A 13,533-nucleotide genomic window follows, 5' to 3' on the forward strand; every position below is an offset into this window, starting at 1 on the left:
GACATCCGTCTGCTCCAGGGCGCTTCGCAAAGCCGGTCGGCCGGACCGGTGCAGTCTCTCGGTTCTGGTGTGGCGTTTCCGAAATTCCTCGGCACACTAGCTATCGGCCACGATGACTTCGGCAGCGTCGAGCGCTGCGGCAAGGCGCTTTTCCTCTCCGTAGTAACGTGCGCGTTCCCAGAATTTCGGTCGGCCAATGCCCGTGGATCGATGCCGGCCGAGAATGCGCCCATCCGCGTCCTCGCCGACGATGTCGAACAGGAAGACGTCCTGCGTGATGATCGTATCGCCTTCCATCCCCATCACTTCGGTGATGTGCGTGATCCGGCGAGAGCCGTCACGCAGGCGTGCGGCCTGGATGATCACGTCGATGGACGAGCAGATCATCTCCCGGATGGTGCGCGATGGCAGCGAGAAGCCGCCCATCGTGATCATCGATTCACATCGCGACAGGGCTTCTCTGGGATTGTTTGCGTGCAGGGTTCCCATCGAGCCGTCGTGGCCGGTGTTCATGGCCTGCAGCAGGTCGAACGCCTCAGGTCCGCGAACTTCACCGACGATGATCCGCTCGGGCCGCATGCGCAGGCAGTTGCGGACAAGTTCGCGCATCGTGACTTGACCTTCGCCTTCCAGGTTTGGCGGGCGGGTTTCCAGCCGCACCGTGTGCGGCTGCTGCAGTTGGAGCTCCGCTGCGTCTTCGCAGGTGATGATGCGTTCGTCGTGGTCGATGTAGTTGGTCAGGCAATTCAGAAGCGTGGTCTTGCCCGAGCCGGTGCCACCTGAGATCAGCACGTTGCAACGCACCCGGCCGATGATCTTGAGAATCTCCGCGCCTTCCGGCGAGATCGCCCCAAAGCGCGTGATCTGGTCGAGAGTCAGCTTGTCCCGTTTGAATTTTCGGATCGTCAGGACGGGACCATCGAGGGCCAGCGGCTCGACGATGGCGTTGACGCGGGAACCGTCGGCGAGGCGCGCATCGCAGATCGGCGAGGATTCATCGACACGCCGGCCGACCTGGCTGACGATGCGCTGGCAGATGTTCAGCAATTGCTGATTGTCGCGGAAACGAATTCCGGTTCTCTGAATCTTGCCGCCAACCTCGATATAGACCGTGCTGGCACCGTTGACCATGATGTCGGCGATATCATCGCGCGCCAGCAGCGGTTCGAGCGGCCCATAGCCGAGAACGTCGTTGCAGATGTCGTCGAGCAGTTCCTCCTGCTCGGCAATCGACATCACGATGTTCTTGATGGCGATGATTTCGTTGACGATGTCGCGTATTTCTTCCCGCGCCGACTCTCCGTCGAGCTTCGAGAGCTGCGCAAGGTCGATGGCTTCGATCAGGGCACCGAAGATCGTTGCCTTGACCTGGTAATAGTTATCTGAACGGCGAATCTCGTTGACCGGAGGCGGCGTCGACGGTCTTGCCGGCGCGAGCGGGGGCGAAGCGACGGCGGTCGACGATTCGAGCGGCCGCTGCGCGACGGTCGACGCTGCCGGCGTGGCATCGGCGCCTGCCGGTCTTGCCGACCGGGTATCTGTGTCCGCTCCACTGCGCTTACCAAACACGACGTCACTCCGCGAACTACGACTTCGACTTCAACCGGTCGAGGAGAGGGGCCAGCAATGAACTGCGCGACTTCTTGGTTTCGCCGCGACCGGTCAGTCGTTGCGCGATCTGAAGGAATATTTCGGCGGCGCGGTGGCTTGCCGACACCTCGGCGATCATTTGACCGTTGTTGGCGGCGATGCCAAAAGCTTGCGGTTCGAATGGAATCGAAGCCACGGGCTCGCTTTCCATCGCCTTGGCGAATTCTTTGGCGCTGATCTCGGGGCGTTTCGGGATCCCGGTCTTGTTGAGGCAATAAAGCGGGACGCGGTCGTTGGGGCGCGCCGCTTTCAGCAGATCGAACAGGTTCTTGGTGTTTCGCAGATTCGCCAGGTCCGGCTCCGCGACGATCAGGATATCATCGGCATTGACGAGCGCACGCCTGGCCCAACCGGACCATTGATGCGGCACGTCGAGCACGATGCAGGGCACGGCGCTCCGGAGCGTATCGAAGATCGAATCGAAGGCTTCCGTTCCGAAATCATAGACCCGGTCCAGCGTTGCCGGTGCCGCGAGCAGGCTCAGATGGTCGGTGCATTTGGACAGCAGCCGGTCGATGAATGCGGTGTCGACGCGATCCGGCGAAAATACGGCCTCCGCGATCCCTTGTGGAGGATCCTGGTTGTAGTCCAGACCCGCCGTGCCGAACGCGAGGTCGAGATCGGCGACCACCGAATCCAGCGCGAGATCGCGCGCGATGGCCCAGGCGACATTATGGGCGATGGTCGATGCTCCAACACCGCCTTTGGCGCCGACGACCGCGATGATGCGGCCGACCGCCTTCGCCTCGGGTGTCGAGAACAGCCCGCAAACCGAACGAACGATGTCGATCGTCGAAACCGGTGTGATCAGGTAATCGCTGACGCCCCGGCGAACCAGTTCGCGATAGAGCGTGACGTCGTTGATCCGCCCGATGACAACGACACGGGTCCCGGGATCGCACACCGTGGCCAAGTGATCCAGGCCGGCCAGAATGTCGCCGCGCCCGTCGGTCTCCAGGACGATGACATTCGGTGTCGGCGCGTTGCGGTAGGCCTCGGCTGCGGCGGTCATTCCGCCCATCTGGACTTTGAGATGGGCTTTGCCCAGCCGCCGGTCTGCGCCGGCGGACTGTACGGCGGCGGCGGTTTCCACGCTCTCGCAAAAGGCCTGCACCGACACGCGGGGCGCCGGTGCGATATGCTCTTCCGCCGCTGGCGCGATCGTTTCGCTGTCCGGGTTCTGTTGGGCGTAATTGATCATTTTCCGAGATCGCTCAGTTTGGCCCTTTCGGCATCGGGATACTGTGTCCCGGTCGCGGTGCCCTTGCGGTACTTGTCGAAGGCGATGGAGCGACGGGCGGTATAGGCCGGTGTTTCAGGGCGGGGCTGCACGAGATCCGATGGATTTTCGACCATTGCGGCCATGTTGCGTTGCACTGCGCAGCCGAAATTGTGATACGGCTTGTTTTCGACGTAGCCCTTGTTCTTGATGGATGGGCCGAGATCGTCGGGCCATAGCCCGCACGGACCGGCCTCCGCGGTGATGCGCGGGTAAGTCAGGCGGATCGTCGCAAACTGGCGCGGATCGCTCGGGCGATAGTTGCGGGTCGTGATGCCGCGGGCCGGGATTCCGAGCGCGGTCAGGAGGGCGTGGATTTCCCGGTAGGAGTCTGCAGCCGTGCGGGCGTTCGGCGTGTCCTTGGGAATGTCGATCACGAGGCTTCCGGTGCCCTCGCGCAGCCAGGCTTGCCCCAGTCCGATCACGTCCGCACGCTGTGTTGCACTCAGGCCGCCGCGTCCGCTTCCCACGAACACCTCGACCGATTTATTGGCCTCTTCGATGACGATCGGGTGGCGCTCGCGATAATCGGTGGGAATGCTGGCCGTGACGCCGTCTTTGTCACGGGTATGGGTGAGGCATCCGCCCAGCGAGACCGACAGGCCGGCAAGCAGCAACACCGCGCCAAGTCGGCGCTTCGATATCACGGGATGGCTGGGTGCGGTCATTGTCCTGTCCCGTTTCAGTCGGTGATGAAGCCGTATTTGCCGCGATAGTTCCGGCCCGGCTCAGTTCGTCCCCGAACACCGTAGATGCGGTTGATATTGCCCAGAAGGTCGGACTGCGGATCCGCCGCGTCGACGAACCCATCGTCCGGGCGTGAGAGGTCTTTTTGCGCGACGGCACGAACGATGTAGGGCGTCACCAGCACCATCAGCTCGGTTTGCCGATTGGCGTAGTCGCGGCTGCGGAACAGCGAGCCGAGCACCGGAAGCTGCATCAGGCCGGGCAGGCCGTTGATCGATTGCTTGGTCTGCTCCTGGATCAATCCGGCAAGCGCCATCGAGCCACCCGATGGAATTTCGAGGGTGGTCTCAGCCCGGCGGGTTCGGATCGAGGGAATGGTGATCGAGTTGGTCGACGTCGCCGACGATTGCTGTGTGATATTGATGGAATTATCGTTCGACAGTTCCGACACTTCCGTCATCACACGCAGGCTGATCCGCCCTTCCGACATCACCACCGGGGTGAAATTGAGCGACACGCCGAATTTCTTGAACGAAATCTGGGTCGTACAGACATGTGTGGTCGGATCGCAGGAATAACCTGCGGGAATGGGAAATTCGCCGCCGGCGATGAAGGTCGCCGACTCGCCGGAGATTGCCGTCAAGTTCGGCTCGGCCAGCGTGCGGATGACGCCGGCGCTTTCCATCGCGCGCAACGTCGCCTGAACCGAGGGAAAATTGCCGGTGATGGCGTTGGCCCCAACCAGGGCCCCGCCGTTGACGGTGAACGGGTTGTTGTTGGTAAAGCTGAGCACCGCTCCGCTGCTCAGATTGTTGAGATCGACGCCCAGCTGCTTGAGAATGTTGCGCTGGATTTCGGCCACGGTGACCTTCAGCATGACCTGATCGCGGCCGCGGACGGTGATGTTGTTGACGACTTTAGCTGCGTCTCCGACCAGCTTGGCCGCGATATCGGCCGCCTGCTGGGCGTCAGCGGGGCTCGTCGCCGAGCCGCTGAGCATGATGCCCTCGCCAACACCCTCGATCTGGATATCGCTGTTGGGAAAGCTCTGGCGCAGTGCGGCCCGAACGCCGTTGAGATCGCGTGTCACGGCGATATCGTAGGCCGCCATCTGCTGTCCGGCCGAATCGAAGAAGATAATGTTGGTCTGTCCGACAGCGGCGCCGATGATGTAGGCGCGCTGTGCGGACCGCACCACGGCGTTGGCGATCTTGGGATCGGCGACGAGCACGTCCTTGATGTCCCGCGGCAGGTCTACCACCATGGATTTGCCGATACCCAGCGGCAGGAAGCGCGCATTCATCTGGCCTGCCACCGCGGTCGCGACGGGCGCGCGCGTGTCGGCGGCGCGGACCTCTGAGACGACCGGGTCGAGCGTCAGAGCCGCGGCTGCGACAAACGACAATGCGCGAACCATACGTGTTCGCAGCGATCGCTGATGTTCCCCGCGCGTCATTCCTTGCGCCCCTTCATCATCTCTGCAGAGTCGTGGTCGACGGAATACCGAAGCGGACCACGTTGATCGTGTTGCCCTGACCGCGCTCAGCCCGGGTCGGCGGTGCACTGGCATCGACGATGCTGCGAAGAGCCAATGCCAAGGTTCCGGTCTGGCGCGCCTTGGACAGCGCTTCGGTCTGTTCCGGCTTCAGCTCGAGCGTCGCGGTCTTGCCGACGACGACCTTTTGGCCGTTCTTCTCTTCGATCGTTTGATCGATCGCGAGGACGCGAATATTGCTGAGAATGATTTCGGAGACGATGGACTCGCCGCCGCCTCGATCCGAGCTCTTCTCGCGGCGCGACAGGATGACGTCGACGCGATCGTTCGGCAGGATAAAGCCTCCGGCACCGGTCTCGGCCGAAATCTCGGTGGAAATGGCCCGCATGCCCGACGGCAGGATCGCCGCCATGATCCCGGATCCGGGGCCCTTGACGAGCTTCATCTCGCGAATGGGTTCGCCCGCGATGAAAGGCGACCGGGCGATGGATCCCGTCAGTTGGGTGAGCGCGTCTGGGCGCTCGGTGCGACGAATGAAGCCACTGCTGGTGTTGGCAGCCGGCCACGTTTGCCACTGCAATTCGTTGCCGGAGACGGTCTGGCCCATCGGAATGTCGGACTTCGCGACCAGAACGTCGGCCGTTTCGATTTGCGGCGCGGGTGCCTGCGCGACGGGCGGGGGTTCTCCTCCGCTCAAGAGATAGAGCGCGATTCCGCCGGCGGCCAAAGAGACGGCCAGAACGATGATACGCCCGGTATTCATACGCTTCACTTTCCGCAAGACACTGGCGACACGTCCGTCGCTGTCTTCGGATTTGACCAGTTAAAGGTCAAAGCATGGTTAATGAGGCGTATCTAAATCACGTTAATGAGGTGTTTCCCTGCGTCCTTTCAGGACATTGCGAAGCGCGTCAGGTCGACCACCTGGATCCATGGGGTATCGGGATAGATCGCCAGAGCCCCGAGCGCGAGTGCAACCCCGTAGGGGATGTCGGCATCCCTGCCGTGCAGGCGCAGCAGCCAGTCCTGTTTTCCGAGCGCATAAGGCAGTGGCCATTGGCGAAATTGAAGCAGCAGCAGCGTCAGGGCACCGCCGAACAGCGACGCGCACAACAAGTACTGGAGCAGGTACGGAAGCCCAAACCAGAGTGCCGCAGCAGATGCGACCTTGGCGTCGCCGCCGCCGATCCAGCCCATGGCGAAGCAGGCGAACGATACCACCAGCACGATCAGGCCGGCGGCGCCATGCTGCAGCAGATCGTTGACCGTCATGCCGCTTGACGCGGCAAGCACGGCGAAGCCCGCAACCAACAGCAGTGAAACGCGATTGGAAATCGTCATGGTGAGGAGGTCGCTGACCGCGGCAAAGGCCATCAGTGCGGGCAGAAAGAACAGGCGTGCGATGTCGAGGACCATGCTGAACTCAGCAACTATGCTTATAGAGACAAATCAAGTGCCATTCGGAGCATCACCGTAACTGCAAGTGGTGAATAATCGAGAAACGAATTGCTATGCAATTGCGATACGCCACGCGAGGGTTGCGAGCGCCAGCATCAAGGCAATACAGACGATCCGGACGGCTTTGTCCTGATAGTCGCTGGGGTAGGAAGTGGCTGTATGGACTTTCGGTGACGCCTTGCGCATATCCCGCATCCTGATCCACTGCACGTGGGGACATTCGAGAGTAGTAGGAAATACAAAAGGCTCCGATAAACCGGAGCCTTTTGAGTTGAAATCGATGAAATTCGGCGTCGTTAGTTCGACGTCGTCTTGAGCTTGCTGCTGATGACGCCGAAGCCGGTGTTCAGCTGGGTACCAATCGTGTTGACGATCGTAATGATGGCGAGGGCGATGCCGCCTGCGATCAGGCCGTACTCGATCGCGGTTGCGCCGGACTCGTCCTTCACGAAGCGGGCGATGAGGTTCTTCATAGGTAGCTCCATATCTGCACGTGGCTGTCGAAACTTCTGTTGGCATCGGCAGCCCCCTCGGCGTGCCTTCACCATGGGGGCACCCTAGAATTCGACAATTGCGGCGCAGTTAATTTGAATGCAGAAACAGCGGTGCAATTGGACGTTCTTGAGCAGAGTAAATGTCGACTTAATAAAATTAACAAAATTGCGCGGTTTTTATCGGGATGTTTCTGGGATTGCTTGGCCCTCATCGGATGGAAAGCGCTGGTAATAGGCTGTGGTGCAGTCTCCGGTGCTCTGTTTGCAGTTCATTCATCAATTAACGTCAGATTTGCCATGTCGGGCGCCGGCACCGCTGCGTATCGCTTTGGCCGGCTTGTCAACGTCCCGGGGTAGAGTATGTCGACTGCTGTTAAGCGCGCGCATGCGCGCTGGATTTGCCGATTTTCAGTTGCCGTCGCCGGCTTCGCGCTGCTTCCGCTGGTCGCGAACGCTGCCGGTTCGGGCGACCAGATCGATGTGGTGGTCGATCAGGCCAGGCTCATCAAGCTTCCCGAGCGCGTTGCCACGCTGGTCGTCGGAAACCCCATGATCGCCGACGTCACGCTTCAGGCGGGTGGCATGATGGTCGTGACCGGCAAGGGATACGGTGCGACCAATTTCATCGCTCTGGACCGAGAGGGGACGGTGTTGGTCGATCGGGTGATTCAGGTCGAGGGCCCAACCGATAAACTCGTCACCATCTATCGTGGCGTTGATCGCGAGACTTACAGTTGCACGCCGGTTTGCCAGCGCCGCGTGACTCTCGGTGACGGCGCGGGCTATTTCACCTCAACGCTCGAGCAGGCCGGTAACCTCAGCAATCAAGCGGCGGGCAACGCCACCACCGCGGCAGCCAACTCGAGTGCTCCGGGAGGGGCCGCTACTCGTTGAACGGCTGCGGCCGTTAACAAACGGTTAATTTCTCGTGCCGGATTGTTTCGACTGCTCGAAAGCTTTCGACAATTACTCTTCGATATTCTGGAGGTAGTTGTTTCCTGCCTTCGGGATTTCTGACATGTCATCCTGCGTTCGCTCAAGATCGGCCGTCAATGCGCTGCTTTGCCGTTTTCGAAATGGCGAGCAGGGAAGCTCAGCCGTCGAATTTGCGATTGTCGCGCCGATTTTTCTTGCCTTGACGGTCGCGATCGCTGAACTGGCCATGGTCTTTTTCGCGGGGCAGTATTTGGAAACGGCTGTCCAGGATTCCGCTCGCCTCATCATGACCGGACAAGCTCAGACCGCCGCGGTCAGCTATACCGCCGACACGTTCAAGACTCAGGTCGTGTGTCCGCGTCTGAACCTATTGATCGATTGCAACAACCTGTCGATCGATATTCAGAGCTTCTCCTCATTCACTGGCATCGATCCAGGATCGCCTGTTGATGCAACCAACAATATCAAGTCGAAATTCCTGTTCGATATGGGGAGCCCGACCAGCACGGTTCTGGTACGCGCCTTTTATCCCTGGCAATTGATGACCGCGCGGATGTTCGATATTTCGAATCTCGCGGATGGCAAATATCTTATCCAGGCCTCTGCGGCCTTTCGCAACGAGCCGTACAACAACCAATGAGTGATACAGAGCTCAAGGTAAAAGTTGAAATGATGTCGGCCGAAAATGTGAATATGACCGATCGCCCGATGTTTTCACCGCTCCGCCGCTTTCGGACTGATGTTCGCGGGGTCTCGGCGATCGAGTTCGCGATTATCGCGCCATTCATGGTGCTGCTGTTTTTTGGCCTGTTCGATGTCTTCAATCTCGTGACGGCCAAGAGGAAGGTCACGATTACGGCCCGAACGCTCTCCGACATCATTTCGCAGGCGACCAAGGTCGACAGCGGCGGTGTGGGAAGCGCGCTCGATGCAAGTCAGCAGATCATGAAGCCCTTTCCGATTACGACCGACACCACCAGTCAGACAGTGTCTGAAATCAAACTGCTCGATAATCAGGGCAAGGGGACGGTTGTCTGGAGTGAAACACGGCCGACGGGCGGCAAAACTCCGACGTATAAGCCGGGAGATGTGGTTACGGTGCCGAAGGAGCTTAATCCGAACAATCAGGTCATCTACCTGGTCAAGAGCGAAATCATCTACACGTACAAGCCGCTGACAACGACCGTCATCAGTGCCGATTTCGATTTGGCGGATCTGTTCTATACCCGGCCGCGTCAATCGGCTTGTGTTCAGTACAATAACGGTAGCAGCACGCTCCCCGCGAACTGTTGAGAGCGCACCTTCAGGCCTCGCAAGCAAAAAGGCCGCGCTATCAGCGCGGCCTTTCGTCGTCGGCAGATAAGTTTGCAGTCGAGCTGCGCTAAGGCTGATCAGCCTGCAGCGCGAAGATTGTCGGCCGATGATTTGCCGGAACGGCGATCAGCGACGATTTCGTAGCTGATCTTCTGGCCTTCACGCAGAGTGCCGAGGCCCGCACGTTCCACGGCGCTGATGTGAACGAACACATCGTTGCCGCCGTCGTCCGGCTGAATGAATCCATAACCTTTGGTCGCGTTAAACCACTTCACAGTGCCCATGCTCACGGGGGTAGTCCCTTCTCGGATAGTAATAGTCAAAGCTCGTTGTTAGGCGAGCTGGTGAGATCGAATTTTGGAAGGGTCGTCAGCGTAACCCGGCTGTACCGGTGGATAGCCAATGTCGTCCGGCCGAAAATCGATACTTTAGTCATAAGCGAAAATAGCTTTTCAAACAATCCTGACGTGCGGGATTTTTTGGACCGGTTCAAATCGCCTCAAATAGAGCGAAACCCTGCACGCATGGCGTGCAGGGTCTGGATTCACAGTATCCCGAACGGAACCTACCGGCGCCGGAACTGGCCGCGCGGCGGTCCGCTGCGGGGCGGTCCGCCGCTCGGCCGCTCGTCCTTGTGCCGGAAAATCAGCCGGCCCTTTTCCAGGTCGTAGGGCGACATTTCGATTGTCACGCGATCGCCCGCCAGTGTCTTGATGCGGTTTTTTTTCATCTTGCCGGCGGTATAGGCAACGATTTCGTGCCCGGCATCGAGTTGGACGCGATAGCGGGCATCGGGAAGGATTTCGGTGACCAGCCCTTCAAACTGGATCAGTTCTTCTTTCGCCATGGACTTCTCCGGATCGGAAATTGCTTGGAACGTGATGGATTAATGTTGCGGCTGCCGCTTCGGGCGGCTTTCGCGGTGCAAAAACGCGACGCCCTGCATGCTGCCGTCGCCTTGGCCGCCGTGGGATGCGCGTGACGGTTCGTGCCGGTTGCCGTCATGCCGGGCGGGCTGGGCCGGATGAGCGGTACCGGTGCCGCCGGGGCCGCGCCGCCGCCGGTGTTTGCCCTTCGATGCGGGGGAAGCGTTGTTGGTCCGGGCGCCGTTGTTGGACGGCGATCCGTTGCGCTGTCCGTGACGTGCGGGGCGCTGCTGCGACGGTGCAGCTTCGGTGTCGCGATGTCCGGGCGTGCGGCGGTCTTCCCGCGGCAGGGTGGTCCGGATCAGCTTTTCGATGTCGCGGAGATAAGCCATCTCCTCGCCGGCGCAGAGCGAGATCGCAACGCCGTCGGCGCCGGCGCGCGCGGTGCGGCCGATGCGATGGACGTAGGTTTCCGGCACGTTCGGCAGGTCGAAGTTCACCACATGGCTGACGCCGTCGACGTCGATGCCGCGCGCGGCGATATCGGTCGCGACCAGGGTGCGGATCTCACCGGACCGGAAGGCCGCTAGCACCCGCTCGCGGTGGTTCTGCGACTTGTTGCCATGGATGGCGTCCGCCGGAATTCCGGCCTTCACCAGGCCCTTCACGACCTTGTCGGCGCCGTGCTTGGTGCGGGTGAACACCAGGGCCCGGTTGACCGGCTCCTGCTTCAGGATCTGCGCCAGGGTGGCGGGTTTGGCGGAGTGATCGAGCTGGATGATGCGCTGCGTCACGCGCTCGGCCGTTGAAGCCACCGGGGTGACGGCAACGCGGGCTGGATCGCGCAGCATGCTCTCGGCGAGGTCAGCGATGTCCTTCGGCATAGTGGCTGAGAAGAACAGCGTCTGCCGCTTGATCGGCAGCTTGGCGACGATTTTGCGGATGTCGTTGATGAAACCCATGTCGAGCATGCGGTCGGCTTCATCGAGCACCAGGAACTCGACGTTGGCGAGCTTCAGGGCGTTGCCCTGGATCAGGTCGAGCAAACGGCCCGGTGTGGCGACCAGGACTTCCACGCCCTGCATCAGGGAGCGGACCTGACGGCCCATCGGTACGCCGCCGATCGCCAGCGCGGACGAAATCCGCAGATGCCGGCCATAGGCGTTGAAACTCTCGAGGATCTGTCCGGACAGTTCCCGGGTCGGGCTGAGCACCAGCACGCGGCAGTTCTTGGGTTGCGGGCGGATGCGTGATTCCAGCAGGCGGTGCAGAATCGGTAGAGCGAATGCCGCGGTCTTGCCGGTGCCGGTCTGGGCGATGCCGACCACGTCGCGGCCGGTCAAAGCGATGGGAATGGTTTGGGCCTGGATGGGGGTGGGCGTGACGTAATTTTCTTCTTTAAGTGCACGCGAAATTGGATCGGCGAGGCCGAAATCCTGAAAGGAGGTCAAAGTGTTGCTTTCTACGAGTCATTGCGCGCGTCCAGCCGAATGCCGGATACGAGCGGGTGTCGTGGGACACCCGCGTGTTTGGGGCGTCGGTTTGGTTAGAAGAGAGTGGGCAAGCCAGACACCGTCGTAGGAAAAACGACAACGGATCAGAACACGCAGCCCGCAGAGACCTGATGATTCAAGGTCGCGCCGGTTATATGAGCTACGAAGACGGCGCTTTCAAGATAAAATGCGGAACCGGATGAAAGAGGCCGGAGCATTCAGGTGGCTTCCGTATGCAACGAAAGTAGACAGCGCCGCAAATTTGATCAAAAAATGTGCGAATTGCCAAGGAGGTAGTCAATTATAACGCCCTTTAATTGGGCAAAAAATCGACGCCGAGTCGGCAAAAATCAAATATAGTATATTTATATCATATAGTTATCTCTTGTGTGCGAGCTGGCATGGTTCTTGCGATTCCCTTAACGCAGACGGCCGAGGGCTGTTCAGCAGGTATTTGTCTGCGTCAGGGAGATGACATCGCATGTTTACTCAATTTACGTCGGCCATTGCCCGGCCGTTGAGCCGTCGCAAGGCTTTGGCAACCGCCGCCGGTCTTGCGCTCGGTCTCGCCACCTTCGGTGTGGCTCAAGCCGCGGAAGACACCATCAAGGTCGGCATCCTGCATTCGCTGTCCGGAACGATGGCGATCAGCGAAACCACGCTGAAGGATACCATCCTGTTTCTGATTGATGAGCAGAACAAAAAGGGCGGCGTGCTCGGCAAGAAGCTCGAGGCTGTGGTGGTCGATCCGGCCTCCAACTGGCCGCTGTTCGCCGAAAAGGCCCGCGAGCTGATCACCAAGGACAAGGTGTCGGTGGTGTTCGGCTGCTGGACCTCGGTGTCGCGCAAGTCGGTGCTGCCGGTGTTCAAGGAATTGAATTCGATCCTGTTCTATCCGGTGCAGTACGAGGGCGAGGAGAGCGAGCGCAACGTGTTCTACACCGGCGCCGCGCCGAACCAGCAGGCGATCCCGGCGGTCGACTATCTCGCCAAGGAAGAAAAAGTGAAGCGCTGGGTGCTGGCCGGCACCGACTACGTTTACCCGCGCACCACCAACAAGATTCTGGAAGCCTACCTGAAGTCGAAGGGTGTCGCCCCGGAAGACATCATGATCAACTACACGCCGTTCGGTCATTCCGATTGGCAGACCATCGTGGCCGACATCAAGAAGTTCGGCTCGGCCGGCAAGAAGACGGCGGTGGTCTCCACCATCAACGGCGACGCCAACGTGCCCTTCTACAAGGAACTCGGCAACCAGGGCATCAAGGCGACCGATATCCCGGTGGTCGCGTTCTCGGTGGGTGAGGAAGAGCTCGCCGGCATCGACACCAAGCCGTTGCTCGGCCATCTCGCCGCCTGGAACTATTTCCAGTCGATCAAGACCCCTGAGAACGAGAAGTTCATCAAGGAGTGGCAGGCCTACACCAAGAATCCGAAGCGCGTGACCAATGATCCGATGGAAGCGCATGTGATCGGCTTCGACATGTGGGTGAAAGCGGTCGAGAAGGTGAAGTCGACGGAGGCTGACAAGGTGATCGATGCCCTGCCGGGCACCACCGCGAAGAACCTCACCGGCGGCGTGTCGGAAATGCTGCCGAACCACCACATCACCAAGCCGGTGTTCATCGGCGAGATCAAGGCCGACGGCCAGTTCGACGTGGTGTGGAAGACCCCCGGTCTCGTCGCGGGCGATGCCTGGTCGAAGGAGCTCGATGGTTCCAAGGACCTGATCGGCGATTGGGTCGGCAAGAAGTGCGGCAACTGGAACACCAAGACCAACAAGTGCGGCGGTCAGGGCTCCTGATTTCTGGTTCTCTCAAGACTTTGTTTTCCTGAGACTTGTTCTCCCAAGACTGTGGAA

The 13,533-nt window shown here is 60.1% G+C and carries 14 protein-coding genes; 4 read left to right on the forward strand and 10 right to left on the reverse strand.

The annotated features are described in order from the left end of the window. Positions 1-96: 96 nt before the first annotated feature. The 7 genes from RS897_RS15030 to RS897_RS15060 all read right to left on the reverse strand — a co-directional run bounded on the left by RS897_RS15030 (position 97) and on the right by RS897_RS15060 (position 7,042). Positions 97-1,569, reverse strand: a complete 1,473-nt coding sequence (locus tag RS897_RS15030; protein WP_315837314.1) for a TadA family conjugal transfer-associated ATPase — start codon at positions 1,567-1,569, stop codon at positions 97-99. A 16-nt stretch (positions 1,570-1,585) separates the two neighbouring features. Next, positions 1,586-2,851 carry a CpaE/TadZ family protein gene (locus RS897_RS15035; protein ID WP_315837315.1) on the reverse strand — a complete coding sequence of 422 codons (1,266 nt, stop codon included), beginning with the start codon at positions 2,849-2,851 and terminating at the stop codon, positions 1,586-1,588. Continuing rightward, the gene (locus tag RS897_RS15040) at positions 2,848-3,597 is read right to left on the reverse strand and encodes a CpaD family pilus assembly protein (RefSeq protein ID WP_315837316.1); all 750 of its coding nucleotides are present in this window, start codon (positions 3,595-3,597) and stop codon (positions 2,848-2,850) included. The genes RS897_RS15035 and RS897_RS15040 overlap by 4 nt, the downstream gene beginning before the upstream one ends. A gap of 14 nt (positions 3,598-3,611) precedes the next feature. Next, complete coding sequence (locus tag RS897_RS15045; RefSeq protein WP_315837317.1) at positions 3,612-5,072, reverse strand: type II and III secretion system protein family protein; 1,461 nt, start codon at positions 5,070-5,072, stop codon at positions 3,612-3,614. 16 nt (positions 5,073-5,088) lie between these two features. Continuing rightward, a complete protein-coding gene (cpaB, locus tag RS897_RS15050; RefSeq protein ID WP_315837318.1) occupies positions 5,089-5,874 on the reverse strand; it encodes a Flp pilus assembly protein CpaB in 786 nt (261 codons plus the stop codon). A 128-nt stretch (positions 5,875-6,002) separates the two neighbouring features. Then, positions 6,003-6,527, reverse strand: a complete 525-nt coding sequence (locus RS897_RS15055; protein ID WP_315837319.1) for an A24 family peptidase — start codon at positions 6,525-6,527, stop codon at positions 6,003-6,005. 338 nt (positions 6,528-6,865) lie between these two features. Beyond that, positions 6,866-7,042 (reverse strand): Flp family type IVb pilin, encoded by a 177-nt coding sequence (locus tag RS897_RS15060; RefSeq protein ID WP_315837320.1) that lies wholly within the window; start codon positions 7,040-7,042, stop codon positions 6,866-6,868. 381 nt (positions 7,043-7,423) lie between these two features. On the opposite strand from RS897_RS15060, the gene RS897_RS15065 reads away from it, so the two are divergent. From RS897_RS15065 to RS897_RS15075, 3 genes are all read left to right on the forward strand, one after another. Beyond that, a complete protein-coding gene (locus RS897_RS15065) occupies positions 7,424-7,957 on the forward strand; it encodes a pilus assembly protein N-terminal domain-containing protein (protein ID WP_315837321.1) in 534 nt (177 codons plus the stop codon). A gap of 124 nt (positions 7,958-8,081) precedes the next feature. Beyond that, positions 8,082-8,639, forward strand: coding sequence for a TadE/TadG family type IV pilus assembly protein (locus RS897_RS15070; protein WP_315837322.1), 558 nt, complete (start codon positions 8,082-8,084; stop codon positions 8,637-8,639). Continuing rightward, positions 8,636-9,292, forward strand: coding sequence for a TadE/TadG family type IV pilus assembly protein (locus RS897_RS15075; RefSeq protein ID WP_315837323.1), 657 nt, complete (start codon positions 8,636-8,638; stop codon positions 9,290-9,292). The genes RS897_RS15070 and RS897_RS15075 overlap by 4 nt, the downstream gene beginning before the upstream one ends. Positions 9,293-9,390: 98 nt before the next feature. Here the strand turns inward: RS897_RS15075 and RS897_RS15080 are convergent, their stop codons facing one another. The 3 genes from RS897_RS15080 to RS897_RS15090 form a co-directional block, all read right to left on the reverse strand. Continuing rightward, on the reverse strand, positions 9,391-9,603 hold the full coding sequence (locus RS897_RS15080) for a cold-shock protein (RefSeq protein ID WP_002714433.1): 213 nt from the start codon (positions 9,601-9,603) through the stop codon (positions 9,391-9,393). 275 nt (positions 9,604-9,878) lie between these two features. Further along, positions 9,879-10,160: a translation initiation factor IF-1 gene (gene infA / locus RS897_RS15085; RefSeq protein WP_315837324.1), complete on the reverse strand. Its 282-nt coding sequence runs from the start codon at positions 10,158-10,160 to the stop codon at positions 9,879-9,881. Positions 10,161-10,199: 39 nt separating this feature from the next. Further along, the gene (locus tag RS897_RS15090; protein ID WP_315837325.1) at positions 10,200-11,630 is read right to left on the reverse strand and encodes a DEAD/DEAH box helicase; all 1,431 of its coding nucleotides are present in this window, start codon (positions 11,628-11,630) and stop codon (positions 10,200-10,202) included. Positions 11,631-12,153: 523 nt separating this feature from the next. On the opposite strand from RS897_RS15090, the gene urtA reads away from it, so the two are divergent. Continuing rightward, complete coding sequence (gene urtA, locus RS897_RS15095) at positions 12,154-13,476, forward strand: urea ABC transporter substrate-binding protein (protein WP_315837326.1); 1,323 nt, start codon at positions 12,154-12,156, stop codon at positions 13,474-13,476. Positions 13,477-13,533: the final 57 nt, after the last annotated feature.

Source organism: Bradyrhizobium prioriisuperbiae (assembly GCF_032397745.1).
GTDB classification, from domain to species: Bacteria; Pseudomonadota; Alphaproteobacteria; order Rhizobiales; family Xanthobacteraceae; genus Bradyrhizobium_A; species Bradyrhizobium_A prioriisuperbiae.